This is a genomic window from Arthrobacter ginkgonis (assembly GCF_039540195.1).
GTDB lineage: Bacteria > Actinomycetota > Actinomycetes > Actinomycetales > Micrococcaceae > Zafaria > Zafaria ginkgonis.
On the sequence record NZ_BAABEO010000012.1, the window covers coordinates 96445 to 119666 of the forward strand.

Genomic DNA, 23222 nt, shown 5'->3' on the forward strand with positions numbered 1-23222 from the left:
TCACGCTAGGCCAACTGGCCCGCCACCAGATCCAGGTCCGGCGCGGTGAAGGCCGCCACCGCCTCCCTGCCGAACGCCCGATGGACCGCGGCGGCCGCCGCGTCGAGCACCTCGGCACGGACCACCACGCAGATCCGGAATTCGGAAACGGACACCAGCTCCGGCTCCACTCCGGCGTCGGCCAAGGCCTTGCAGAACCGGTAGAAGAGCTCCGGATCGCGCCGGATGCCGAACCCGTTCAGGCAGATCTTGCCGATCCCGTCGTCGTAGCCGATCGTCCCGAAGCCGATCTGTCCGCGTTCCCGGAAGAGCGCATCCAGCACGGCCTGGCCGCTGGAGGCGGGCACGGTGAAGGACAGCTCGGTGCCCCCCTGCCGGCGGTCGGCGCCTTCGACGACCATGTCGAGCCTGGCCTGCGTGCGCTCGGCGGCCCCGAACAGCAGGGCCGCGGCCCCGGGCAGGTTCGGGATGCCGCTGATGGTGACCCTGGCCTCCGAGCGGTCCGTGGTGATGCCGGCGATGATGGGCTCCTCCAGCGTGGCCTGCTGCTCGGGTGCGGCGTCCCGCTGCGGATCGGGCACCACGAAGGTTCCGGGCAGCTGCGAGAACGAGGAACGCACGTGCAGCGTGACCCCGAACCGCCGGGCGTACTCGACGCAGCGCACGTGCAGCACCTTGGCCCCGCTCGCGGCGAGCTCCAGCATGCCCTCGCTGGAGATGCTGTTGATCTTCCGCGCGGAGGGCACGACGCGCGGATCGGCCGTGTACACGCCGTCGACGTCGGTGTAGATCTCGCAGACGCTGGCCTGCAGCGCAGCGGCGAGGGCGATCGCGGTGATGTCCGATCCGCCGCGGCCCAGGGTGGTGATTTCCCGGGTGCGGTGGCTGCGCCCCTGGAACCCGGCCACGATGGGGATCTCGCCGCGCCCGAGCGCGCTGCGGACGCGACGGGTGTCGACGTCGAGCACATGGGCCTTGCCGTGGACCTCGTCGGTGATCAGCCCGGTTTCGGCCCCGGCGAAGGGCCGCGGGACGGCGCCCATGCCGGCCAGGGCCAGGCCCAGCAGGGCCACCGAGATCCGTTCCCCAGCCGTTAGCAGCAGGTCCAGCTCGCGCGATGACGGGTTCGGTGCGACCTGGATGGCCAGGTCCAGCAGGTCGTCGGTGGTGTCGCCCATGGCGGACACCACCACGACCACCTGGTAGCCGGCCGCGCGGGTGTCCATGATGCGCCGGGCGACCCGGAGCACCGCCTCGGGAGTGGCCACTGAAGATCCCCCGAATTTTTGGACGACGACGCCGGAAGCCGCCTCAGGCTTCGGCGTGGTGTGTGACACGGAGGGGCGCAGCGACCGGGGCAGATCCGGGCACGCCTCTCCTCTTGCGGTGCGGTGATGCATTTTGGTGAACTCCTTCGGGTTGTCTCCGCCGAAATCGTGTCTTCACCAGTTCACCCGCCACGCCGTTACGGCCCCGTTATTGGCCCGTCACAGCCGCCGGAGAGGCAGGGGCGGGGAATTCGTCGACCGTAGGGGTTTATTGCGTCGGCCACGAGTGGCAAGCTTGGGGAAACGACTGGTTTTCGGCGTCGCGAGGGGACGCTGCACCGAAACTGACCGTCGTGGATCTGAGCCGTTGCCTTGGGGGAGCCGGAGATCATGACCGTAAGCCGCAGTTGGGAAGTCCATTTGCTGGGGGGATGGGAGATCTTCCAGGACCGGAGGCCGGTCCGGGTGACCTACCGGCAACAGCGCCTGATCGCGGTGCTTGCCCTTTACGGCAGCCAACCGAGGTCTTTTCTGGCCGGCATGCTCTGGCCCAACAGTTCCGAGAAACAAGCCACCGGCAGCCTGCGGGAAAGCATCTGGCTGGTGTCCCACCAGCTGCCGGGACTGCTGGTGGAGGGCCGCGATCCGTTGGCCCTGGACCCCAACGTGGTGATCGACGTGCACATCGTCCGGCGCCAGGCGGAGGCCCTGCAAACGAACCACGGCCCGCAGGATGAACTGGAGCGGGTCGAGATGCTCGAAACCCTGCGCAACGCCGAGCTGCTTTCCGGATGGTACGAGGACTGGATCACCGCTGAGCAGGAACGCTGGCAGCAGCTGCGGGTGAAGGCCCTGGAACGCCTGGCCGCCCAGTTCCTGGTGCACGGCGAAACCGGCTTGGCCGTGGAGGCGGCGGCCTGCGCAATCGGGGTGGACCCGCTGCGGGAGAGCGCCGAACGGCTGCTGCTGGAGGCGTACCTGTCCGAGGGCAACATCGCGCAGGCCCTGCGCAGCTACGAGGCGTTCAGGGCCCGGCTGCGCGACGAATTCGGGGTGGAGCCCTCCTCCCGGCTGGCGGAGCTGATGGCCCCCCTGCAGCGCCCCCGCAACCCGGCGTTCAGGTCGGCCGGCCACAGGAACGGGCCATGAGCGGAAGCGGCGGGAACGGCGTCGGAGCCGGCAAGCTTGGAGACGGCAGGACCGGGCTGCTGGTCCTGAACATGGTGGTGGCGTTCGTGCTGGAGGTGGCGCTGTTTTTCGCTTTTGCCACCTGGGCCCTGCTGTCCTTTCCGCAGGCCCCGGTGGCCGCCGTCCTGGTGACCGTCGCCGTGCTGGCTGTCCTGTGGGGGATGTTCATGTCGCCCAAGGCCCGGTTCCGGGTGAGGTGGCCCGGCCACCCGATGGTCGTCGGTGTGCTGGCCGGGGTCGGCGCAGTGGCCCTGGCGGCGGTCGGACTGATCGGCTGGGCGGTGGGGCTGGCGGCGCTCGGCGTGGTCAAGATCGTGCTGGCCTACGCGGTGGGCAGGGCCGGGGACGGCAGCCAGTGGGCCTGACACCACCGCCTCGGCCGGCCCTCAGCCCTTTTTAGGCTCCCATCCCTCCGGCCCACAGGCCGGCGCCGGCGAGTCCTATCCCGATGGCCAGGTTCGCGGCCACGTTCGCGGCGGCGGCACGGCGCCGCCCCTGTTCCCAGAGCCCCACCGTGCCGACGGTGAACGAACTGTAAGTGGTCAAGCCACCGCACAACCCGGTGGACAGCACCGTTCCGACCGGCTGCGCCAGGCCCCCGGCCAGGACGCGGGCCACCACGAAACCCATCAGCAGCGACCCGGCGGCATTCACCGCCAGCGTCCCCCAAGGCCAGGTGACCCTGTCAGGCGAGCGGGAACGGCCAGGCGCGGGGGAGCGGCGTCCCTGCGCGGCGGCCTCCAGCCGGAGCGCGGCCCGGTCGGCGAGCACGCGCAGCACGGAGCCGGCCGCGCCGGCGAGCCCCACGGCCAAGGCCAGTCCTATCCCCGCCAATCCCGATCCGGCCAATCCCGATCCGGCCAGTCCCGTCCCGTTCACCGTGCGGCCTCCGCCCGTCTCCGGGCCGAACGCCCCAGTGCTCGTCCCGCGGCCAGCCCGGCGGCGGCCGCGCTCAGGCCCAGGAGCAGGCCCAGCAGCAGGTAGGCGGCCACCGTCCAAGCGGTTCCTGTACTGGGGGCGCCCGCGGAAGCCGAGAACACGGCGACGGCGGAAAAGGTGGTGAAGGACCCCAGCAGGCCGGGCCCCAGGCCCGAGCGCAGCCAGGCCGGGAAGCCGGGCCGGCCGGCCCACCAGCCGGTCAGCAGGCCCAGGACCAGGCTGCCGGCGATGTTGATGCCAAGGGTCGTCCAGGGGAATCCGGCCTCGGGGAGGGCCTGGCCCAGTCCGTAGCGCAGCAGAGTCCCGGTGAAACCGCCCAGCGCCACGGCCCCCAACAGGGCGGTCTCGGCACCGAGGCGGCCCGCGGCAGCGCTCACCGCCGGTCTTCGCGCGGCTCGACCCATACCGCGGCGGACTGCTCCGCCGTGAGCGGGTGCGCGCCGGCGTCGAGCTCGGCTCCGGGCAGCAGGCCGGCGGCGGAGCAGGCCCGCAGGGTGTCGGGGTCGGCGTCGCTGACCCGCACCACGACGGCGGGGCCGGCCGGGGCACGGTCCAGCCGGACCGCGGCGGGCAGCCGCAGGCGGCCGTCGGCGTCGGGGATCGGGTCCCCGTGCGGGTCGGCCGCGGGGTGGCCGAGGAGGCGGTCCAGGCGTTCCACGAAGAGGTCGGAGACGGTGTGCTCCAGGCGTGCGGCTTCCTCGTGGACCTGGTCCCAGCCGTAGCCGAGCTCGCGCACCAGGAACGTCTCCAGCAGCCGGTGCCGGCGGACCACCCCCAGCGCGCGGGTCCGGCCCGTGGCGGTGAGGGAAACGGCGCCGTACGGCGGGTGGTCCAGCAGGCCGCGCTCCACGAGCTTGCGCACCATGGCGGTGGCGGAGGCGGGGGAGACCCCGAGCTTTGTGGCCAGCGCGCCGGTGGTGACCGCGTCGGTGTCCCACTCGCCCAGGCCGTAGACGGTCTTGAGGTACGTCTGGCCGCTGGCGCTGAGTCCGGCCGAGCCGTCGACGGCGGTCCCGGCCGGGGTCATGCCGCCACCGCCTGGCGCCGGGCCGCGACCAGGACCCCGTCGCGCGGGGCGAAGAGGTACGCGGCCAGGAACAGCAGCGCCTGCGTCAGCACGACGGCGGCGCCGGTGGACAGGTCCAGGTAGTAACTGGCGTAGATGCCGGCGACGGCGGAGACGGCGCCCAGGCTGGCGGCGATCGCCAGCATGCGTCCGAAGCGGCGGGTGAGCAGGAACGCGGTGGCCCCGGGGGTGATCAGCAGGGCGACGACCAGGATGATGCCGATGGCCTGCAGGCTGGCGACCACCGTGAGCGCCAGCAGCCCCAGCAGGATGGCGTTCAGGACGCGGGCGTTCAGGCCGATCGCGTGCGCGTGCACCGGGTCGAAGGCCAGCAGCGTCAGGTCCTTGCGCAGGTACAGGACCGTGGCCAGCGTCACGCCTCCCAGTCCGAGCACCAGGGCCAGTTCCTGCGGGCCGGCGCCAAGCACGTTGCCGAAGAGGATGTGCCCCAGGTCCACCTGGCTGGGAATCTTCGAGACCAGGGCCAGGCCCAGCGCGAACAGCGCGGTGAACACCACTCCGGTGGCGGTGTCCCCCTTGAGCTTCGTGGAGGCGCGCAGCCCGCCGATCAGGAAGACGGCACCGAGGCCGAACACCAGCGCCCCCAGCGCGAACGGCACCCCGAGCAGGTAGGACAGCGCCACGCCCGGCAGCACCGCGTGGGAGATCGCGTCCCCCATCAGCGACCAGCCCATCAGCACCAGCCAGCAGGAGAGCACCGAGCAGACCACCGCGGCGGCCAGCGTGATGGCCAGCGCATTGGTCATGAAGCCGTAGCCGAACGGCTCCGCCAGCCAGGAAATGATGTTCATGCCGCCTCCTTGCGATCGGTGTCGCCGCCGAAAGCCAGGGCGAGGTTGGCGTCGGTGAGGACCTCGGCGGGCCGGCCGGCGGCCAGCACGCGCCGGTGCAGCAGCACGGCGCTGGTGCACAGCCGGGGCACCCCGGCCAGGTCGTGGGTGGAAATCAGGACGGTCCGCCCGGAGGCGGCCAGTTCGGTCAGCTGCCCGGAGATCAAGCGCTCGGAGGCGATATCCACCCCGGCGAACGGTTCGTCCAGCAGCAGCAGGTCGGCGTTCTGGGCGATGCCGCGGGCGACGAACGCCCGCTTGCGCTGCCCGCCGGAGAGTTCGCCGATCTGCCGCCCGGCGAGGCCGGTCAGGTCCACCCGCTCCAGCGCTTCGGCGACGGCTGCGCGGTCCGCGGCAGAGGGCCGGCGGGACCGCCCCATGTAGCCGTAGCGGCCCATCATGACCACGTCGTGGACGCTGACCGGGAAGGTCCAGTCCACGGCCTCGGACTGCGGGACGTAGGTGATGCGCCCGGACTTGCGGGCCTCCGCGGGGGCCATGCCGAAGAGCCGGACCGTGCCGCGGGTGGGCTTCTCCAGCCCCATCAGCGCCTTGAACAGGGTGGACTTGCCGCTGCCGTTGACGCCGATGAGCCCGCACAGTTCGCCCTGGGCCAGTTCGAAGTCGACCCCGTCCAGGGCCGTGTTCGTGCCGTAACTGACGCGCAGGCCGTCGACGGCCAGCGCCGGTTCGGATGCGCTCAGGTGGGACGCGCTCATTGGGGGAGTCCTTCCATGATGAGGTCCAGGTCGTAGGCGACCAGGTCCAGGAACGTGGGAACGGGGCCGTCGGGTCCGGAGATCGAATCCACGTACAGGGGCCCGGCGAGCCGGGCTCCGGTGGCCTCGGCGACGCGCCGTTGGGCGCCGTCGTTGACTGTCGATTCGCAGTACACGGCCTGGACGTGGTGCTCCCGCACGAAGGCGATCTGTTCGCGGATCTGCCGCGGGGTGCCCTCGGAGTCGGCATTGACCGGCCAGAGGTAGTGCTCGCGCAGGCCCAGGTCGCGGGCGAGGTAGGAGAAGGCGCCCTCGCAGGTCACCAGCGCCGCGCCCGGGTGGCCGGCGAGCCGCTCCCGGGCCTTGGCCTCGAGCGCCTCCAGCTTGGCGTTCATGGCGGCCGCGCGTTCGGCGAAGTACTTGGCGTCCGCGGGGCTGAGGGCCGCCAGCGCCTTTTCGGCATTGGCCACGTAGATGCGGGCCTGGACGGGGGACATCCACGCGTGGGGGTTGGCCTTGCCGGTGTAGGCGCCGGCGGTGATGGACTCCGGCTCCACGCCCTCGGAGAGCACCGCGTGCGGGGCGTCGAGGTCGCGGACAAAGCGCTCGAACCAGCGCTCCAGCCCCAGCCCGTTGTCCAGCACCAGGTCCGCCTCGTGGATCTTGGCCAGGTCCGAGGGGGTGGGTTCGTAGCCGTGGATCTCCGCGCCGGGCTTGGTGATGGACAGGACCTCCACGCGGTCGCCGCCGACCTCGCGGACCAGGTCCGCGATGACGCTGAACGTCGCCAGCACCACCGGTTTGCCGGCGTCCTCCCCGGCCACGGAGGCGGTGGCGGACGCCGCGGGGGACGGACCCGCGCAGCCGGCCAGGCCCGTGCAGGCCAGCGCGACGGCGGCGGCGCCGGCCAGCGCGCGCGCTCCGGCACGCCGGTGGCGGCCATGATTTTTAGTCATGGCTAAATATTGCATCCCGGGGGCCGGTGCCGCAAATCACATCACCGGCCCAGGTGCCATTTTTCGAAGTCATCTCCACGGAACGTCCGCCGTCGTCTGCGCCGCGGAGGTTGCTGCCATCCGACGCGCCGGTTCGGGACGCAATCCCCCAAGCGGAAGTCCTCGGGGAGGGGCAGCCACCTGTCAAAGCCGGCAGTAACGTGCCGGTAATGGTGTGCCTGCTTGACTGGAGAACGACGAGGGCGCCACATGGATGCGCCAGTCTGCGCCCCTTGGGGGAATTGTTTTAGCTGCACTTGCGCCGATACGAGACCTGCAGGCTTATCAAGAGGAGAAGAAATGCCTGTCCAGTCCCAGTGGCACTTTTGTGCCGGATGCCACGCTCTGATATTTGATGGACTTCCGTTCAAGGGCATTTGCCCGGCAACAGGACAAGGGCACACCGATGTGGGCTTCGAATTTGTCCTTCCGCACGATGAGCAGCCGACGGACAAGAAACAGTCCGATTGGCGATTCTGCAGCAAGTGCAATGCGATGTTCTTCAACGGTTTCGACAGGGGCGTTTGCCCGGCGCCGGCCGGTACGGGAGACCGCCACCATAAGCCGGAGGGGTTCATCTTCACTCTGCCCCATGACATTCCTCCCACCGCTACGTCTCAGACCGACTGGCGCTTCTGCGAGAAGTGCCACGTGATGTTCTTCGACGACCGCCGGCAGGGAACGCCTAACGACCAGAGAAAGGGGCGGTGTGCGGCCGGCGAGGTGCATAAGGAGTCTGGATTCAAGTTTGTCCTGCCGCACAAGACTCCCGGTCCCTGAGCGCTGATGCCCCGTTCGGCGGCCTGCTCCGGTGGATTTCCGGGGCCGGCCGCCGATGGTGCAGGCGCCTCGAAGCCGTGGCCGAAGGCAGTATGGACGGCTTCGAAAAACAAAACCGGGAAGCTAGTCCGCGGCGCGGGTGCCGTTGAGGATCTCCAGCACGGAGCCGTGCAGCAGCGTGTTGGTGGCCAGGGCGTTGCCGCCGTCGCAGCCGTCCACGCCGTCCAGGGACGTGAAGCGCCCGCCGGCCTCGGTGACGATCGGGACCAGGGCGGCCATGTCGTACAGGTTCAGTTCGGGTTCGCAGGCGATGTCCACGGCGCCCTCGGCCAGCAGGCAGTAGGACCAGAAGTCGCCGTACGCCCGGGTGCGCCAGACGGCGTCGTGCAGTTCCAGCATGCCGCCGAGCTGCCCGCGCTCCTTCCAGCCGGAGAGGCTGGAGTAGGACAGCGAGGCGTCGGCCAGGTCGGCCACGGCCGAGACCTTCAGCCGGGTTGCGGACTCCAGCGACGCGCCCGTGAACGCCCCCTCGCCAGCGGCGGCCCACCAGCGGCGGCCCAGCGCCGGGGCGGATACGACGCCGACCACCGGCCGGCCCGCGTCCACCAGGGCGATCAGCGTGGCCCAGACCGGGACCCCGCGCACGAAGTTCTTGGTCCCGTCGATCGGGTCGATGACCCAGCGCCGGGTCCCGGTGCCGCTGCTGCCGAACTCCTCGCCGTAGACGGCGTCGGCGGGCCGCTCGGCGGCCAGGAGATCGCGGATGGCCTGCTCGGCGGCGCGGTCCGCGTCCGTGACGGGCGTCAGGTCCGGCTTGGTCTCCACCTGCAGGTCGAGCGCCTGGAAGCGGGCCATGGACAGGGCGTCCACCGCATCGGCGATCCGCAGGGCCAGCACCAGGTCATCGTGGTGGGTCGTCGCGTTGTTACTCATGGCCTCAAACCTACCGCAGCGCGCCGTTCGGCCCGGGTGGCTGGACGAACGGGTGGCTGGACGGCGGGGCGGCTAGACGCTGCCGAGCTCCTTGGTTTCCCCATGGTCCTCGGCGCCGAGCAGGCGGCGCAGCGACGCGAGCCGGGCCGGGCCGGCCGGGCCCGCCGAGCCGTCCGCCACCCACCCATCCAGCGCGCAGCCCGGCGCTCCGGCGCCGTGGGTGCAGCCGCGCTGGCACTCGGCGGAGGCGGGAGCCAGGTCGGGGAAGGCCTCGAGGATGTTGTCCGGTTCCACCAGTGCCAGGCCGAAGGAGCGGATGCCGGGGGTGTCGATGATCCAGGTCCCGTCCGGGGCGTTGTCCACGCGCAGCGCGAGCGTCGAGGAGGAGGTGTGCCGCCCGCGCCCGGTGACGGCGTTGACCCCGCCGGTGGCGCGTTGGGCGCCGGTGAGCGCGTTGACCAGCGTGGACTTGCCGACGCCGGAATGCCCGATCACCACGGACACCTTGCCGGCCAGCAGCTGGTGCAGTTCGGCAATGGGGCTGCCCTCGAGGCGGGCGGAGAGTCCGTCGGCGGAGCGGGCATCGATGCCGGAGGCGTCCTCCGCGGCGGTGCGGCTGACCACGATCTCCAGGTCCAGGTGCCGGTAGTTCTCCAGGAAGGGCTCCGGATCCCGCACGTCCGCCTTGGTGACGCAGAGGACGGGATAGATGCCGGCGTCGTACGCCGCCACCAGCGCCCGGTCCACGAAGCCGGTGCGCGGCTCCGGGTTGGCCGCTGCCACCACGATCACCAGCTGGTCGGCGTTGGCGACCACCACGCGCTCGACCGGGTCGGTGTCGTCGGCACTGCGGCGCAGCAGCGTGCGGCGCTCCTCGATGCGCACCAGCCGGGCCAGCGTGTCCGGCCGGCCGGAGGTGTCACCGACCAGGCCGACGAAGTCGCCGGGCACCACGGGGGAGCGGCGCAGTTCGCGCGCCCGGGCGGCAATGACCAGGCGCTCGTTGTCCGTGCCTTCCCCGACGATCGCCGTGTAGCGTCCGCGGTCCACGGTCACCACGCGCCCGACCACCGCGTCCTCGTGGGCCGGGCGGTCCTTCGTGCGCGGGCGGGAGCCCTTCTTGTTGGGCCTGATGCGGACGTCGGATTCGTCCCATTCGCGGGCCACGGCTACGCCCGTCCGGCCGTGGCGGCCAGGGCCGCCCACAGCGCCGGGAAGTCCGGCATGGTCTTGGCGGTGGTGGCGATGTCCTCGACCTGGACCCCGTCCACGGCCAGCCCGATGATCGCCCCGGCGGTGGCCATGCGGTGGTCGGCGTAGGAGCGGAACACCCCCGCGTGCAGCGGCCGGGGGCGGATGAGCAGGCCGTCCGGGGTCTCCTCGGCGTCGCCGCCAAGGCGGACGATCTCCGCGACCAGCGCGGCCAGCCTGTCGGTCTCGTGCCCGCGCAGGTGGGCGATCCCGCTCAGCCGCGAGGGGCCGTCGGCCAGCGCGCAGAGCGCGGCGACGGTCGGGGCCAGCTCGGAGGACTCGGCCAAGTCGATGCCGTGGATCGCCGGCCCGCCGGTGACCGTCAGCACCCCGTCGGCGCCGCGGCCGACGGTGGCCCCCATGCGCGGCAGGATGCTCCGCCAGAGGTCGCCGACCTGGGTCGTCTCGGCTGGCCAGTGCGGGATGCGCACGGTGCCGCCGGTGGCCAGCGCGGCGGCCAGGAACGGTCCGGCGTTGGACAGGTCCGGTTCCATGGTCTTGTCGAACGCGGCGATCGGTCCCGGCTCCACGCGCCAGCGGTTCGGCTGGGAGTCGTCCACCACGACGCCGAGCCCGCGCAGGGCCTCGACCGTCATCCGGATGTGGTCCAGGCTGGGCACGCCGGATCCGACGTGCACCAGCTCCAGCCCGGTGCGGGTGCGCGGGCCGATCAGCAGCAGCGCGCTGACGAACTGGGAGGAGGCGCCGGCGTCGATCTCCACCCGGCCGCCCTCCAGGGCGCCGGTGGCCTCCAGCGTGAACGGCAGCGCGCCGGGCTCGCCGTGCTCGGTGATCCCCACGCCGAGCTGGCGCAGGGCATCGACCAGCGGCGCCATGGGGCGCTTGCGCGCATGGGGATCACCGTCGAAGGCGAAGGTCCCGTGGCACAGGGCCGCCAGCGGCGGCACGAAGCGCATGACCGTGCCGGCCAGGCCGCAGTCGATGGCCACCGTGCCGGCTCCGCCCCCGGCGGGGGAGGTGCCCACGGGGGAGACGACCAGGTCGGTGCCGCCGTCGGCCGCGACCTGGTCGATCCCCGCACCCAGCGCACGGAGGGCGGCCACCATCAGGTCGCTGTCGCGCGAGGCCAGCGCGTTGCGCACCCGCGAGGGGCCATCGGCCAGCGCCGCCAGCAGCAGGTAGCGGTTGGTGAGGGATTTCGACGCCGGCACGGTGACCGTTGCGTCGACGGGCGCCCCGGGATGGGGCGCGGGCCAGAGGGGAAGGGTGGTGCTGTCCATGGTCGCCGCTAGTGGCTAATCACTTCCTTGGCGCTCTTGCGGACGTCCGCGACGGCTTTGCGGACGGGGCGTCCCAGGTGCGCGGCCTTTTCCAGCTCGCGGCCCAGTTCGCGGCGGGCGCCGGTGCCGAGCTTGCGGGCACGCCAGGCCAGCGACGGCTGGCCGGCGGTGTCCACGCTGGCCAGCAGCACGCCGCCGGCCAGCGAAAAGTTCTTCAGCAGCGCGGGGGTGCGGCCGCCGGCGGCGGTGGCGCTGTCGCCGACCGCGGTCAGCGCGGCGGTGCCCGCCAGCAGCAACGCGGAAAGGCGCGGGAACTTGCCGAAGGCCAGCAGGGCGCCGGCGCCGATCTGGAGGCCGCCAACGATCCGGCCCACCGTACGCGGACGCTGCGCCAGCGGGGCCAGCGCCGGGACGGCGGTGCCGAGCCGGCGCAGGCCAGGCTCCAGTGGGCGTCCGGTGTCCTCGGGGCGGCGCAGGCGCTCGACTCCGGACCAGACGAAGCTCGAAGCCAGCAGCGGGCGGGCGATCAGGCGGGCCAGGGACATGGGTGCCTCCGTGGGTCTTGTGGATAGGTGTCGGTCGTGCTGCCCCTAGTCTGTCAGATCACGCGGGAATAGGCCCCACGGCCGCGGCGTTGTGCCTGCTGGATCCCTCCGGACCGGGTGCGAACCTGTGCAACCGCGGGATCCGTGCAGTCGCAGGACCGGTGCAACGGCGGAATCGGTGCAACGTCAGAGTGAGGAGAAACGGTGCCGACATTGACGGCGGGTGTGTGCCAGGCTCCCGGAGCGGGCCGCGGCGTAGACTGGGGCGTGATGACCGAGAGCACACACCACACCGAGACAGTGCCCGTCGGCGAGGAATCCGACGCGGAACGGCGCGAACGCTTCGAGCGGGACGCGCTGCAGTACGTCGACCAGCTGTATTCGGCGGCGATGCGGATGGCCAGGAACCCCAGTGATGCCGAGGACCTGGTGCAGGAGGCCTACACCAAGGCGTACTCCGCGTTCCACCAGTACAACCCCGGCACCAACCTGAAGGCCTGGCTGTACCGGATCCTGACGAACACGTACATCAACCTCTACCGCAAGCGCCAGCGCGAGCCGCAACGCTCCAGCACGGACACGGTGGAGGACTGGCAGATGGCCCAGGCCGCCGAGCACAGCTCCTCGGGCCTGCGCTCGGCGGAGGCCGAGGCGCTGGACCACCTGCCGGACTCCGACGTGAAGGACGCCTTGCAGGCGATCCCGGAGGAGTTCAGGCTGGCCGTCTACTTCGTGGACGTGGAGGGCTTCGCCTACAAAGAGGTGGCGGAAATCCTGGGGATCCCGATCGGAACGGTGATGTCCCGCCTCCACCGCGGACGCAAGCAGCTGCGCGAACTGCTGGCCGACTACGCAGCCGAGCGGGGACTCGGCACCGACAAAACGACGAGTGGGCGCCACGCGGCGGCCGGGCGAGAGGAATAGCCATGGGTGACTGCCAGTCGCTGGGGGACTGCGACGACCATCGCATCGTCCGGCTCTACGAGTACCTGGACGGGGCGCTGACCCTGGAGGACCTGAACGAGGTGAAGAAGCACCTCGAGCACTGCGACGAATGCGCGCACGAGTACGACCTGGAGTGCATCATCCGCTCCGTGGTGCGCCGTAGCTGCCGTGAGATCGCCCCGCAAGCCCTGAAGACGCGCATCATGGCCAGGATCAGCGAGATCCGCGTGGAGGTCGGGCACGGCTGACGCACGGAGCAGCAGGGCAGGCCCCGCCCCTGGTTAAGGCTGAAGGCCCCGTTTCCCCGGAAGGGGAAACGGGGCCTTCACCGTTTGCGGCGATCCGCTTAGGTGTTGGGGCGCTTACCGTGGTTCGCGCCGCCACGCTTGCGGTCGCGGCGCTTACGTGCACGCTTGCTCATGGCTGCCTCCTTACTTGTTCGTCGCCGAATAATTGGCCGTCGCCCAGTCTTTCACATTCGCCCCGCGCTTGCCTAACGAAGGCGGGGGTGTCCCGGGCCTAGGCCGTGGGCTCGGGCAGCTGCAGCCACGGGTACCAGCCGCGGTGCAGCACCAGCCAGGCGATGAGCCCGTAGCCGGCCTGGCCGGGCAGGCCCTGGTTGGAGGCCAGGTCGCTGCGCCACTGGTCGTGGTGCTCCAGCGGGGTGAAGGCGTCCACGTAGGAGTGGTTGCGGCGGGACGCGACGTCGCCATAGGCGGCGGCCAGTTCGCCGAGGCGGCGGTTGCGCTCCGGGTCCAGGCCCGGGACCGGTCCGACCACGAGGGCCTTGATGCTCATCTGGGAGGCGGCATCGAGGATGTTGGCCAGGTTCAGGCGGCTGCGGGCGGTGGAGAGGCCGAGGTCGAGGTCGCGGTCGGAGAGAGCCACCACGAGCCGGTTCTCGCAGCGGTCGCCGAATCGGCGGGACGCTTCCTCGAGCCACCGCTGGGCCAGGGCCTCGGTGCCTTCGCCGGGGGCGGCCAGCACGTAGCTTTCCAGCCGCGTCTCCTCGGCGGAGGTGCGTGCCAGCACCCGCCCGTACCAGCCCAAGGCACGGGGATCGCCGTGCCCGGCCAGCAGTTCGTCGCCGATGGCGGCAATGCGGATGGTGCGAGGTTCCACGAAAGACCTTTCTGGGCGGGATACGCCCACCTTAGCAGGGGTGGACGCGCCGGAGGGCGGGACACCGAGTTGGTGTCCCGCCCTCCGGTTTCGGGCTGACTAGGGCGATTTGGCCTAGCGAGTGAAGGCCTGCTGCAGCAGCGTGGCCAGCTCGGCGTCGTGGCGCTTGTGCGAACCGGTCGAGGTCGCCGCCGAGGCCGAACGCGAGACCAGGCGCACCGGGCGGTCGAGTTCCGGCACCAGGTTCAGGCCGATGAACGGCCACGGACCCTGGTTGGCGGGCTCGTCCTGGGCCCAGACCAGATCGGCGTTCGGGTACTTGGCCAGCTCGGCCTTGATCTGCTCGGTCGGCAGCGGGTAGAGCTGCTCGACGCGGATGATCGCGGTCCGGGTGTCGTTCGCCTTCTGGCGGGCGGCGGCCAGGTCGTAGTACAGCCGGCCGGAAACCAGCAGCACCCGATCGACCTGCGCGGCGTCCAGCTGGGCGGTGTCCGGGATGATCTCCTGGAAGCCACCCTGAGTGAACTCCTCCACCGAGCAGGCAGCGGCCTTCAGGCGCAGCAGCTGCTTCGGGGTGAAGATGATCAGCGGCTTGCGGGGGCGGTGGTAGGCCTGGCGGCGCAACAGGTGGAAGTGGTTCGCGCCGGTGCTCGGGTTGGCCACGAACATGTTGTCCTCGGCGCACATCTGCAGGAAGCGCTCGATGCGGGCGGAGGAGTGGTCCGGGCCCTGGCCCTCGTAGCCGTGCGGCAGCATCAGCACCAGCGAGGAACGCTGGCCCCACTTCTGCTCGGCGGAGGAGATGAACTCGTCGATGACGGTCTGCGCGCCGTTGACGAAGTCGCCGAACTGCGCCTCCCACAGCACCAGGGCGTCCGGGCGCTCGACGGAGTACCCGTACTCGAAGCCCATGGCCGCGTACTCGGAGAGCAGCGAGTCGTAGATCCACAGCTTGGCCTGGTCCTCGGACAGGCCCAGCAGCGGGGTCCACTCGTTGCCGTTGACGCGGTCGTGGAAGACGGCGTGGCGCTGCACGAAGGTGCCGCGGCGGGAGTCCTGGCCGGCCAGGCGGACCGGCACGCCCTCGAGGGTGAGGGAGCCGAAGGCGGCGATCTCGGCGAAGCCCCAGTCGATGCCGCCCTCGCGGGCCATCTGCTCGCGGCGCTCCAGGAGGGCCTTGAGCTTCGGGTGGACCGTGAAGCCCTCCGGGATGTCCAGGTGGGAGGCGCCGATTTGGGCCAGCGTCTCGGCGGAGATGGCCGTGCCGGTGCGCACCGGCACGGACGCCTCGTCGTCCAGCTGGGCGGCGGGCAGCTCGAGGTCGTGGACCGTGCCGTCGGCGTTGATGACCGGGATCGGGGAGGTCTGCGCGGCGTGGGTCTCCGCGAAGACCCGCTCCAGGCGCTCCTGGTAGTCGCGCAGCGCCTGGTCGGCCTCGTCCTGGGTGATGTCGCCGCGGCCGACGAGGGCCTCGGTGTACAGGCGGCGGGTCGAGCGCTTGGCCTCGATGAGGTTGTACATCATCGGCTGGGTCATCGACGGGTCGTCGCCCTCGTTGTGGCCGCGGCGGCGGTAGCAGACCATGTCGATGACGACGTCCTTGTTGAACCGCTGGCGGTACTTGAACGCGAACTGCGCCACGCGGACCACGGACTCGGGGTCGTCGCCGTTGACGTGGAACACCGGGGCCTGGACCATCTTCGCGACGTCCGTGGAGTACACGGAGGAGCGCGAGGAGGTCGGGGCGGTGGTGAAGCCGACCTGGTTGTTCACGACCACGTGGATCGTGCCGCCGGTGCGGTAGCCGCGCAGCTGGGACAGGTTCAACGTCTCCGCGACGACGCCCTGGCCGGCGAAGGCCGCGTCGCCGTGGACCAGGATCGGGAGCACACCGAAGCCCTCCTCGCCCTGGTCCAGGCGGTCCTGCTTGGCGCGCACGATGCCCTCGAGGACGGAGTCGACGGCCTCCAGGTGGGACGGGTTGGCCGCCAGGTACACCTTGGTCTCGTTGCCGTGGTCGGAAACGAACTTGCCCTCGGTGCCGAGGTGGTACTTCACGTCGCCGGAGCCCTGCACCGAGCGCGGGTCCTGGGTTCCCTCGAACTCGCGGAAGACCTGGGCGTAGGTCTTGCCGGCGATGTTGGTCAGGACGTTCAGGCGGCCGCGGTGCGCCATGCCGATGGCGACCTCGTCCAGGCGCTCGTCGGCCGCGTCGGAGATGATCGCGTCCAGCAGCGGGATCAGGGACTCGCCGCCCTCCAGGGAGAAGCGCTTCTGGCCGACGAACTTGGTCTGCAGGAAGGTCTCGAAGGCCTCCGCGGCGTTCAGGCGGCCGAGGATGCGCAGCTGCTCTTCGCGGGTCGGCTTGGTGTACTCGTGCTCCAGTTCGTCCTGGAACCACTGGCGCTCCACCGGATCCTGGATGTGCATGTACTCGATGCCGGTGGTGCGGCAGTAGGCGTCGCGCAGGACACCGAGGATCTTGCGCAGCGGCAGGCGGGACGCGCCGCCGAAGCCGCCGGTGACCCACTCGCGGTCCAGGTCCCAGAGGGTCAGCCCGTAGGTCTGGATGTCGAGGTCCGGGTGGCGGCGCTGGACGTACTCCAGCGGGTTGGTGTCGGCCATCAGGTGGCCGCGCACGCGGTAGGCGTGGATCAGCTGCTGGATCCGGGCCACCTTGCTGATCTGCAGTTCGACGTCGACCTGGTTGTCGACGCTCCAGCGCACCGGCTCGTAGGGGATGCGCAGGGACTCGAAGATCTCGTCGTAGAAGCCCTGTTCGCCCAGCAGCAGGGACTCGACCAGGCGCAGGAACTCGCCGGAGCCGGCGCCCTGGATGACGCGGTGGTCGTAGGTGGAGGTCAGCGTGATGATCTTGCCGACGCCTTGGGTGGACAGCGTCTTGGCGCTGGAGCCGCGGAACTCGGCCGGGTACTCGAGGGCGCCGACGCCGACGATGGTGGCCTGGCCCTTGGACAGGCGGGGCACCGAGTGCACGGTGCCGATGCCGCCCGGGTTGGTCAGCGAGACGGTGGTGCCGGCGTGGTCGTCGGCGGTCAGCTTGCCGCTGCGGGCACGCTTGATCAGGTCCTCGTAGGTGTTCCAGAACTCCGAGAAGTTCAGCGTCTCGGCCTTCTTGATGTTCGGCACCATCAGCAGGCGGGATCCGTCCGGCTTCGGCATGTCGATGGCGATGCCGAAGTTCACGTGGGCCGGCTGGACGGCGACGGGCTTGCCGTCGATCTCGTCGTAGGTGACGTTCTGGGACGGGAACAGCTTCAGGGCCCGCACGACGGCGTAGCCGATCAGGTGCGTGAAGGAGACCTTGCCGCCGCGGGCGCGGGCCAGGTGGTTGTTGATCACCACGCGGTTGTCCATGAGCAGCTTGGCGGGCACGGCGCGGACGGTCGTCGCGGTCGGCACCTCGAGGCTGGCCTGCATGTTCGTGGCGATGGCCTTGGCCGGGCCCTTCAGCGCCGTGACGACGTCCTCTTCGGTGGGCGCCGAACCGGCGGCCGACTTAGGCAGCTCGGCCGGGATCGGGATGGCCTTGGTGGCCGGGCGGGTGGGTTCGGCCGGGACCGGGGCCGCCGGCGCTGCGGCGGGGGTGGCGGGGGCGGTGGATTCCGCGGACGCGGCCGGGGTGCTGGGGGTGGTGTCCACCACGCGCGCATGGGTTGCGGCGGGGGCGGCTGCGGGGGCGGTCGGCAGCGCGGGCCCCGCGCCATCGAAGGACTCGAAAATGTCCCACCACTTCTTGTCGACCGAGTTCTTGTCCTTGAGGAACTGCTCGTAAAGCTCATCGACGAGCCATTCGTTCCCGCCGAACTCTTCGGTCAGACGGTGGTGTGGTTGATCTGGCACGGTTTAAACGCCTCTTCCCTGGTAGCCGGCCGCCGCCGGTGCCCGGTCGGTATCCGGGGAGCGGCGACGACATAGTCCTAGACCTGCCAGACAGTGTAATGACTTACAGCCGGAGCAAGCGAACTTTTGAGGCGTGGATCACGCAGGTTTCGTCCTCCGGCACGCGGAGCGTCCCGCGGCCGCCGGGTGCGGGTGCCGTAGAATGGAATCCTTATGGACAGCCACACACCGTGCCGGCCTATCGCCTCCGGGCGTCGCGCCGGCATCTCCCGTTATGACTCGCCCACCGCTCCCACATCGGAGCCTTCCAGACCGGTTGCCCACCCGTGTTCGCCCGCCGGGGGGGACGCCTAGATGGAATGGCTCCTCCTGGCCGCAGGCCTGCTGCTGATCCTGGGCACCGGCTTCTTCGTCGCCGTTGAATTCTCCCTCGTCGCCCTCGACCAGGCCAGCGTGCAACGTTCCATCGATGCCGGGGACAAGGGCGCGGTGCCGCTGATGCACTGCGTCAGGTCCCTCTCCACCCAGCTGTCCTCGTGCCAGCTCGGCATCACGCTGACCACCCTGCTGACCGGCTACGTGATGGAGCCGTCCGTCGGGCGGCTGCTGACCCCGCCGCTGGAGGCCCTCGGGCTCGGCGCCGCGGCCGGGCCGACGTCGCTGATCGTCGCCATGGTCCTGGCCACGCTGCTCTCGATGGTGATCGGCGAACTGGTCCCGAAGAACCTGGCGATCGCCAAGGCCCTGCCCGTGGGCCGCGCGCTGGCCGCGCCGCAACTGGTGTTCACCGCCGTGTTCAAGCCCGCCATCGTGCTGCTGAACGGGTTCTCCAACCGCGTCCTGCACCTCTTCGGCCTCGAGGCCAAGGAGGAGATCTCCGGCGCCCGCAGCCCGGCGGAACTGGCCTCCCTGGTGCGCCGCTCCGCGGAACTGGGCACGCTGGACGCCGAGACGGCGAACTTCCTGGCCCGCACGCTGCGCTTTTCCGAGCGTTCCGCCGCCGACGTGATGACCCCGCGCATCCGGATGGAGACGGTGCGCGACGACGAGCCGCTGGCCGACGTCATTGAGACGGCGCGGCGCACCGGCTACTCCCGTTTTCCGGTCATCGGCGAATCCGCCGACGACGTCCTGGGTGTCTGCCACGTAAAGAAGGCGGTCGCCGTTCCGCGCGCCAAGCGCGGGGAACTGGTGGCGGCCACCATCATGTCCGACATCATCTCCGTGCCCGAAACCGTGCACCTGGACGCCCTGCTGTCCCAGTTGCGCGAGGCCAACCTGCAGATGGCGATGGTCCTGGACGAGTACGGCGGCACCGCCGGCATGGTCACCCTCGAGGACCTGGTGGAGGAGATCGTCGGCGAGGTGTCCGACGAGCACGACCGCACCCAGCCCGGGGTCCTCCAGTCGGCTGACGGCAGCTGGTACCTGCCGGGCCTGCTGCGCCCGGACGAGGTCCGCGACCAGATCCGCGGCCTGGTGGTGCCCGACGACGCGTCCTACGAGACGATCGGCGGCTACGTCATGTCCGCCCTGGGCCGGATCCCGGCGGCGGGCGACGAGGTCCCCGTCGGCGGCGGAATGCTGGCCGTGGTCCGGATGGACGGACGCCGCGTCGACCGGGTCCGTTTCGTCGCGGCCGCCGGCGCACGGACGGAGGAGGTCCGATGAGCGACTGGATGGGAATCTTCTGGCTGGCCGTCCTGCTGGTCGGCAACGCGTTTTTCGTCGGCGCGGAGTTCGCCGTCATGTCCGCCCGCCGCAGCCAGATCGAACCGCGGGCCGAGGCCGGCAGCAAGCGCGCAGCGATCGCCCTGCGGGCCATGGAGGACGTGTCCCTGATGCTGGCCGTGTGCCAGTTGGGCATCACGGTCTGCTCGCTGCTGATCCTCAACGTCGCCGAACCGGCGATCCACCACCTCTTCGCGGTGCCGCTGGAGTTCCTCGGCGTGCCCGAGGAGTTCGCGGACCCCGTGGCCTTCGTGGTCGCGCTGATGATCGTCACCTTCCTGCACGTGACCTTCGGCGAGATGGTCCCCAAGAACATCTCCGTCTCCGCCGCCGACAAGGCCGTGTTGCTGCTGGCCCCGCCGCTGGTGTGGATGTCCCGGGTGGTCCACCCCGTCGTGGGCTCGCTGAACTGGCTCGCCAACAGCATCCTGCGCCTGATGGGCGTGGAGCCCAAGAGCGAGGTCACCTCCTCCTTCACGCTGGAGGAGGTCCAGTCGATCGTCCAGGAATCGACCCGCCACGGCCTGGTGGAGGACGAGGCCGGGGTGATCTCCGGCGCGCTGGAGTTCTCCGGGCAGACGGCCGGGGACATCATGGTTCCGCTGGAGGGGCTGGTCTCGCTGCCGGTGGAGACCACCCCCGCACAGTTCGAGAAGGCGGTGGGCCGCACCGGGTTCTCCCGCTTCACCATCCTCGACGAGGAGGAGAACATCTCCGGATACCTCCACCTCAAGGACGTGATGGCGATCCCGCCCACCCGCTACGACGAGCCGATCCCGGTGACCAAGCTGCGCTCGCTGGCGAACCTGGGCGGCGGGGCGGAGATCGAGGACGCGCTGGCCACCATGCAGCGCACAGGCTCCCACCTGGCCCGCGTCATCGACGCGCAGGGCACCACCCGGGGCGTGCTCTTCCTGGAGGACGTGCTGGAGCAGCTGGTCGGCGAGATCCGCGATGCGACGCAGGCCCAGGGCCAGCGCCGGCGCAACGAGGGAACCGATAATGAAAATCAGTCGCATTTGAGCTAGGCTGAGGGGGCCGCTTCGGCGGCCCCCATTCCCTCCGCTGCGAAAGGCACTCCACACCCATGCGATCCTCCCCGCGCCGCCACCTCTTCCTGCCGCTGTCCGTGGCGGCTGCCCTGGCCCTGGCGGGCTGCGGTACGGACACGACGGCGGATGCCACGGACACGGGGGACGGGCGCATCGCGGTGGTTGCCTCGACCAGCGTCTACGCCGACCTCGTGCGGGCCGTGGGTGGCGAGGAGGTCGACGTCGAGGCCGTGGTCGACAAGACCTCCCAGGACCCGCACTCCTACGAGGCCACCGCGCAGGACAAGCTGCTGCTGTCCAAGGCCGACCTGGTGGTCGCCAACGGCGGCGGCTACGACCCCTTCATCGAGGTGCTGGCCGCGGACCTGTCGCTGCCCGAGGCCACCGTGCTGTCCGCCGTCGACTATTCCGAGGCGGCCCACGCCGAGGAGGAGACGCGGGATCCCGCCCCGGAGGAGGACCACGGCCACACCCACGCGGCGTTCAACGAGCACGTGTGGTACGACCTCCACACGATGGAGGCGGTCGCCGGCGAGGTCGCCGGACGGCTGGGAACCCTGCGGCCGGAATCCGCCGCGGCGTTCCGCGCCAACGCCGAAGGCTTCGCCCGCGCCCTGGAGCCCGCCGAGGCCAGGATCCAGGCGCTGTCCACCGGCAACGCCGGACGGCACTTCGCGATGACCGAACCGGTGCCCTACTACCTGCTGACCGAGGCCGGGCTCGAGGACGGCACCCCCGAGGGCTTCAGCGAGGCCATCGAGGAGGGCGGGGACGTTCCGCCGCTGCTGCTGAAGGAACTGCAGGACGGCCTGGCGGGCGGAGAGTATGCTGTTTTGGCGTACAACGCCCAGACGTCCGGCCCGCAGACCGAAGCCGTGCGCCAAGCGGCCGTCAACGCGGGGGTCCCCGTGGTGGACTTCACCGAAACCCTGCCGGAAGGTACCGATTACGTGTCCTGGATGAACTCCAACGTCGACGCACTGGAGGCGGCGCTTGCCGGCTAAGCAGAACACCGGTGAACCGGTCGTCCGCCTGCGCGGGGCGGGCCTGCACTTCGGGGACCGCGTCCTGTGGGACGGCCTGGACCTGGACGTCGCCCCCGGCGAGTTCCTGGCCGTGCTCGGCCCCAACGGCTCCGGCAAGACCACCCTGCTGAAGGTCCTCCTGGGCCTGCAGCAGCTCAGCTCCGGCAGCGTCGAGGTGTGCGGGCGCCCGGCGACGCGCGGCTCGCGGCTGATCGGGACCATCCCGCAACAGAAGGCCTTCCCGGGGAACACGCCCCTGCGCGCCCGCGACCTGGTGGCCCTGGGCATCGACGGCCACCGCTGGGGGCCGCGCATCTTCCGCAAGCGGCTCAAGGAGAAGGTCGACGCCCTGCTGGAACTGGTCGGCGCGACCGGATACGCGGACCGGCCCGTCGGCGTGCTCTCCGGCGGCGAGCAGCAGCGGCTGCGCGCGGCCCAGGCGCTCTCCGACGACCCGCGCCTGCTGCTGTGCGACGAGCCCCTCCTTTCGCTGGACCTGCGCCACCAGCAGGCCGTCTCCGCGCTGATCCACCGGCAGGCGTGCGACCGCGGCAGCGCCGTTGTCTTCGTCACCCACGAGATCAACCCGATCCTGCAGTACGTCGACCGGGTCCTGTACCTCGCCGGCGGGCGCTTCCACGTGGGGACCCCGAGCGAGGTCATGACCAGCGAAACGCTTTCGGAGCTGTACGGCAGCCCCATCGAGGTCTTCCGCAGCAACGGCCGGATCGTGGTCGTGGGCATGCCGGACACGGTGGAGCACCACCACGGGAGCGAAACGGCCGCCCACGACGCCATGGCAGGAAGCTAGGACATGGACCTCAACGACCTCCTCGGGACCGTCTTCAGCTTCGAGAACTACGCCGAACTGCTTCCGCTGGTCACCAACTCGCTGATCGCCGGGGCCATCCTTGGCCTGGTGGGCGGGCTGGTCGGCGTGTTCGTCATGATGCGGGACATGGCCTTCGCCGTCCACGGCATCGCCGAACTCAGCTTCGCCGGGGCCGCCCTGGCCCTGCTCCTCGGAGCCAACGTGGTGTGGGGCTCGGTGGCCGGCGCCATCGCCGCCGCGCTGCTGCTGGGCCTGATGGGCGCCTCCGCGAAGGACCGCAACTCGATCACCGGCGTCCTGATGCCGTTCGGGCTGGGCCTGGGCATCCTGTTTCTGGCCCTCTACGAGGGCCGCAGCGCCAACAAGTTCGGCCTGCTCACCGGCCAGATCGTGGCGGTGGACAGCGTCCAGCTGGGGCTGCTGGCCGGCTGCGCCGTCGTGGTGGTGATCGGCCTGGCGGTGATCTGGCGCCCGCTCACCTTCGCCAGCGTGGATCCTGCCGTCGCCGCGGCGCGCGGAGTGCCGGCGGGCCGGCTCTCCGTCGCGTTCATGCTCCTGCTGGGTTTGTCCGTGGCGCTGTCCATCCAGGTCGTGGGCGCCCTGCTGGTGCTCTCGCTGCTGGTCACCCCGGCCGCGGCCGCCCTGCGCGTGACCTCCCGTCCCATGCTGACCGTGGTGCTCAGCGTCGCCTTCGCGGTCCTGAGCGTCGTCGGAGGCATCCTGCTGGCCCTGGCCGGGCGGCTGCCGATCAGCCCCTACGTCACTACCATCTCCTTCCTGATCTACCTGGTGTGCCGGCTGGTCGGCTGGCGCCGGACCGTGGCCGCCAGCCGCGCCAAACGCCCGCAAGCCGTCGCCGCCTAGCCGGCCCCCAA

24 protein-coding genes are annotated in these 23222 nt (G+C 70.8%); 10 read left to right on the forward strand and 14 right to left on the reverse strand.

The genetic code is table 11. From position 1 onward, the window contains the following. Positions 1-5 precede the first annotated feature (5 nt). The gene (locus ABD912_RS10140) at positions 6-1337 is read right to left on the reverse strand and encodes an aspartate kinase (protein WP_345150517.1); all 1332 of its coding nucleotides are present in this window, start codon (positions 1335-1337) and stop codon (positions 6-8) included. Between the two features lie 321 nt (positions 1338-1658). Here ABD912_RS10140 and ABD912_RS10145 point away from each other — a divergent pair, with 321 nt between their 5' ends. Both ABD912_RS10145 and ABD912_RS10150 read left to right on the forward strand, forming a co-directional pair. Beyond that, positions 1659-2417 (forward strand): AfsR/SARP family transcriptional regulator, encoded by a 759-nt coding sequence (locus ABD912_RS10145; RefSeq protein ID WP_345150518.1) that lies wholly within the window; start codon positions 1659-1661, stop codon positions 2415-2417. Beyond that, the gene (locus ABD912_RS10150; protein ID WP_345150521.1) at positions 2414-2821 is read left to right on the forward strand and encodes a DUF2568 domain-containing protein; all 408 of its coding nucleotides are present in this window, start codon (positions 2414-2416) and stop codon (positions 2819-2821) included. The genes ABD912_RS10145 and ABD912_RS10150 overlap by 4 nt, the downstream gene beginning before the upstream one ends. A gap of 31 nt (positions 2822-2852) precedes the next feature. On the opposite strand, the gene ABD912_RS10155 is transcribed toward ABD912_RS10150, so the two are convergent. The 6 genes from ABD912_RS10155 to ABD912_RS10180 are packed head-to-tail and all read right to left on the reverse strand — an operon-like array spanning position 2853 to position 6987. Next, positions 2853-3335, reverse strand: a complete 483-nt coding sequence (locus tag ABD912_RS10155) for a fluoride efflux transporter FluC (protein WP_345150522.1) — start codon at positions 3333-3335, stop codon at positions 2853-2855. Continuing rightward, a complete protein-coding gene (locus ABD912_RS10160) occupies positions 3332-3772 on the reverse strand; it encodes a fluoride efflux transporter FluC (RefSeq protein WP_345150523.1) in 441 nt (146 codons plus the stop codon). The genes ABD912_RS10155 and ABD912_RS10160 overlap by 4 nt, the downstream gene beginning before the upstream one ends. Further along, a complete protein-coding gene (locus ABD912_RS10165; protein WP_345150524.1) occupies positions 3769-4422 on the reverse strand; it encodes a metal-dependent transcriptional regulator in 654 nt (217 codons plus the stop codon). The genes ABD912_RS10160 and ABD912_RS10165 overlap by 4 nt, the downstream gene beginning before the upstream one ends. Continuing rightward, the gene (locus tag ABD912_RS10170) at positions 4419-5273 is read right to left on the reverse strand and encodes a metal ABC transporter permease (RefSeq protein WP_345150526.1); all 855 of its coding nucleotides are present in this window, start codon (positions 5271-5273) and stop codon (positions 4419-4421) included. Before ABD912_RS10170 ends, ABD912_RS10165 begins: the two co-directional genes overlap by 4 nt. Then, positions 5270-6031 carry a metal ABC transporter ATP-binding protein gene (locus tag ABD912_RS10175; protein ID WP_345150527.1) on the reverse strand — a complete coding sequence of 254 codons (762 nt, stop codon included), beginning with the start codon at positions 6029-6031 and terminating at the stop codon, positions 5270-5272. Before ABD912_RS10175 ends, ABD912_RS10170 begins: the two co-directional genes overlap by 4 nt. After that, complete coding sequence (locus ABD912_RS10180; protein ID WP_345150529.1) at positions 6028-6987, reverse strand: metal ABC transporter solute-binding protein, Zn/Mn family; 960 nt, start codon at positions 6985-6987, stop codon at positions 6028-6030. Before ABD912_RS10180 ends, ABD912_RS10175 begins: the two co-directional genes overlap by 4 nt. Positions 6988-7326: 339 nt before the next feature. On the opposite strand from ABD912_RS10180, the gene ABD912_RS10185 reads away from it, so the two are divergent. Then, a complete protein-coding gene (locus tag ABD912_RS10185) occupies positions 7327-7806 on the forward strand; it encodes a hypothetical protein (RefSeq protein ID WP_345150530.1) in 480 nt (159 codons plus the stop codon). Between the two features lie 123 nt (positions 7807-7929). Here ABD912_RS10185 and hisN read toward each other — a convergent pair whose 3' ends face one another. The 4 genes from hisN to ABD912_RS10205 all read right to left on the reverse strand — a co-directional run bounded on the left by hisN (position 7930) and on the right by ABD912_RS10205 (position 11776). Next, a complete protein-coding gene (gene hisN / locus ABD912_RS10190; RefSeq protein WP_345150531.1) occupies positions 7930-8739 on the reverse strand; it encodes a histidinol-phosphatase in 810 nt (269 codons plus the stop codon). Between the two features lie 72 nt (positions 8740-8811). Further along, positions 8812-9906, reverse strand: coding sequence for a ribosome small subunit-dependent GTPase A (rsgA, locus tag ABD912_RS10195; protein ID WP_345150532.1), 1095 nt, complete (start codon positions 9904-9906; stop codon positions 8812-8814). 2 nt (positions 9907-9908) lie between these two features. Further along, positions 9909-11231, reverse strand: coding sequence for a 3-phosphoshikimate 1-carboxyvinyltransferase (gene aroA, locus ABD912_RS10200; RefSeq protein ID WP_345150534.1), 1323 nt, complete (start codon positions 11229-11231; stop codon positions 9909-9911). Positions 11232-11239: 8 nt separating this feature from the next. Continuing rightward, a complete protein-coding gene (locus ABD912_RS10205) occupies positions 11240-11776 on the reverse strand; it encodes a DoxX family membrane protein (protein ID WP_345150535.1) in 537 nt (178 codons plus the stop codon). Positions 11777-12046: 270 nt separating this feature from the next. Between ABD912_RS10205 and ABD912_RS10210 the strand changes: the two genes are divergently transcribed. Beyond that, the gene (locus ABD912_RS10210; protein WP_345150536.1) at positions 12047-12700 is read left to right on the forward strand and encodes a sigma-70 family RNA polymerase sigma factor; all 654 of its coding nucleotides are present in this window, start codon (positions 12047-12049) and stop codon (positions 12698-12700) included. A 2-nt stretch (positions 12701-12702) separates the two neighbouring features. After that, positions 12703-12969, forward strand: coding sequence for a mycothiol system anti-sigma-R factor (rsrA, locus tag ABD912_RS10215; protein ID WP_345150537.1), 267 nt, complete (start codon positions 12703-12705; stop codon positions 12967-12969). A gap of 98 nt (positions 12970-13067) precedes the next feature. On the opposite strand, the gene ABD912_RS23580 is transcribed toward rsrA, so the two are convergent. The 3 genes from ABD912_RS23580 to ABD912_RS10225 form a co-directional block, all read right to left on the reverse strand. After that, entirely contained in the window at positions 13068-13142 is a 75-nt protein-coding gene (locus ABD912_RS23580; protein WP_369299106.1) for a 50S ribosomal protein bL37, read from the reverse strand. A gap of 98 nt (positions 13143-13240) precedes the next feature. Continuing rightward, entirely contained in the window at positions 13241-13843 is a 603-nt protein-coding gene (locus ABD912_RS10220; protein WP_345150538.1) for a GDSL-type esterase/lipase family protein, read from the reverse strand. Between the two features lie 114 nt (positions 13844-13957). Beyond that, complete coding sequence (locus ABD912_RS10225) at positions 13958-17707, reverse strand: multifunctional oxoglutarate decarboxylase/oxoglutarate dehydrogenase thiamine pyrophosphate-binding subunit/dihydrolipoyllysine-residue succinyltransferase subunit (protein ID WP_345150539.1); 3750 nt, start codon at positions 17705-17707, stop codon at positions 13958-13960. A 354-nt stretch (positions 17708-18061) separates the two neighbouring features. On the opposite strand from ABD912_RS10225, the gene ABD912_RS10230 reads away from it, so the two are divergent. From ABD912_RS10230 to ABD912_RS10250, 5 genes are read left to right on the forward strand one after another with little or no spacing between them, the layout of a single operon-like run. After that, on the forward strand, positions 18062-19378 hold the full coding sequence (locus tag ABD912_RS10230; protein ID WP_345150540.1) for a hemolysin family protein: 1317 nt from the start codon (positions 18062-18064) through the stop codon (positions 19376-19378). Further along, entirely contained in the window at positions 19375-20466 is a 1092-nt protein-coding gene (locus ABD912_RS10235) for a hemolysin family protein (RefSeq protein WP_345150542.1), read from the forward strand. The genes ABD912_RS10230 and ABD912_RS10235 overlap by 4 nt, the downstream gene beginning before the upstream one ends. 59 nt (positions 20467-20525) lie before the next feature. Then, on the forward strand, positions 20526-21494 hold the full coding sequence (locus ABD912_RS10240; RefSeq protein ID WP_345150543.1) for a metal ABC transporter solute-binding protein, Zn/Mn family: 969 nt from the start codon (positions 20526-20528) through the stop codon (positions 21492-21494). After that, positions 21484-22326, forward strand: a complete 843-nt coding sequence (locus ABD912_RS10245; RefSeq protein ID WP_345150544.1) for a metal ABC transporter ATP-binding protein — start codon at positions 21484-21486, stop codon at positions 22324-22326. The genes ABD912_RS10240 and ABD912_RS10245 overlap by 11 nt, the downstream gene beginning before the upstream one ends. Before the next feature lie 3 nt (positions 22327-22329). Then, complete coding sequence (locus ABD912_RS10250; RefSeq protein WP_345150545.1) at positions 22330-23211, forward strand: metal ABC transporter permease; 882 nt, start codon at positions 22330-22332, stop codon at positions 23209-23211. Positions 23212-23222 lie beyond the last annotated feature (11 nt).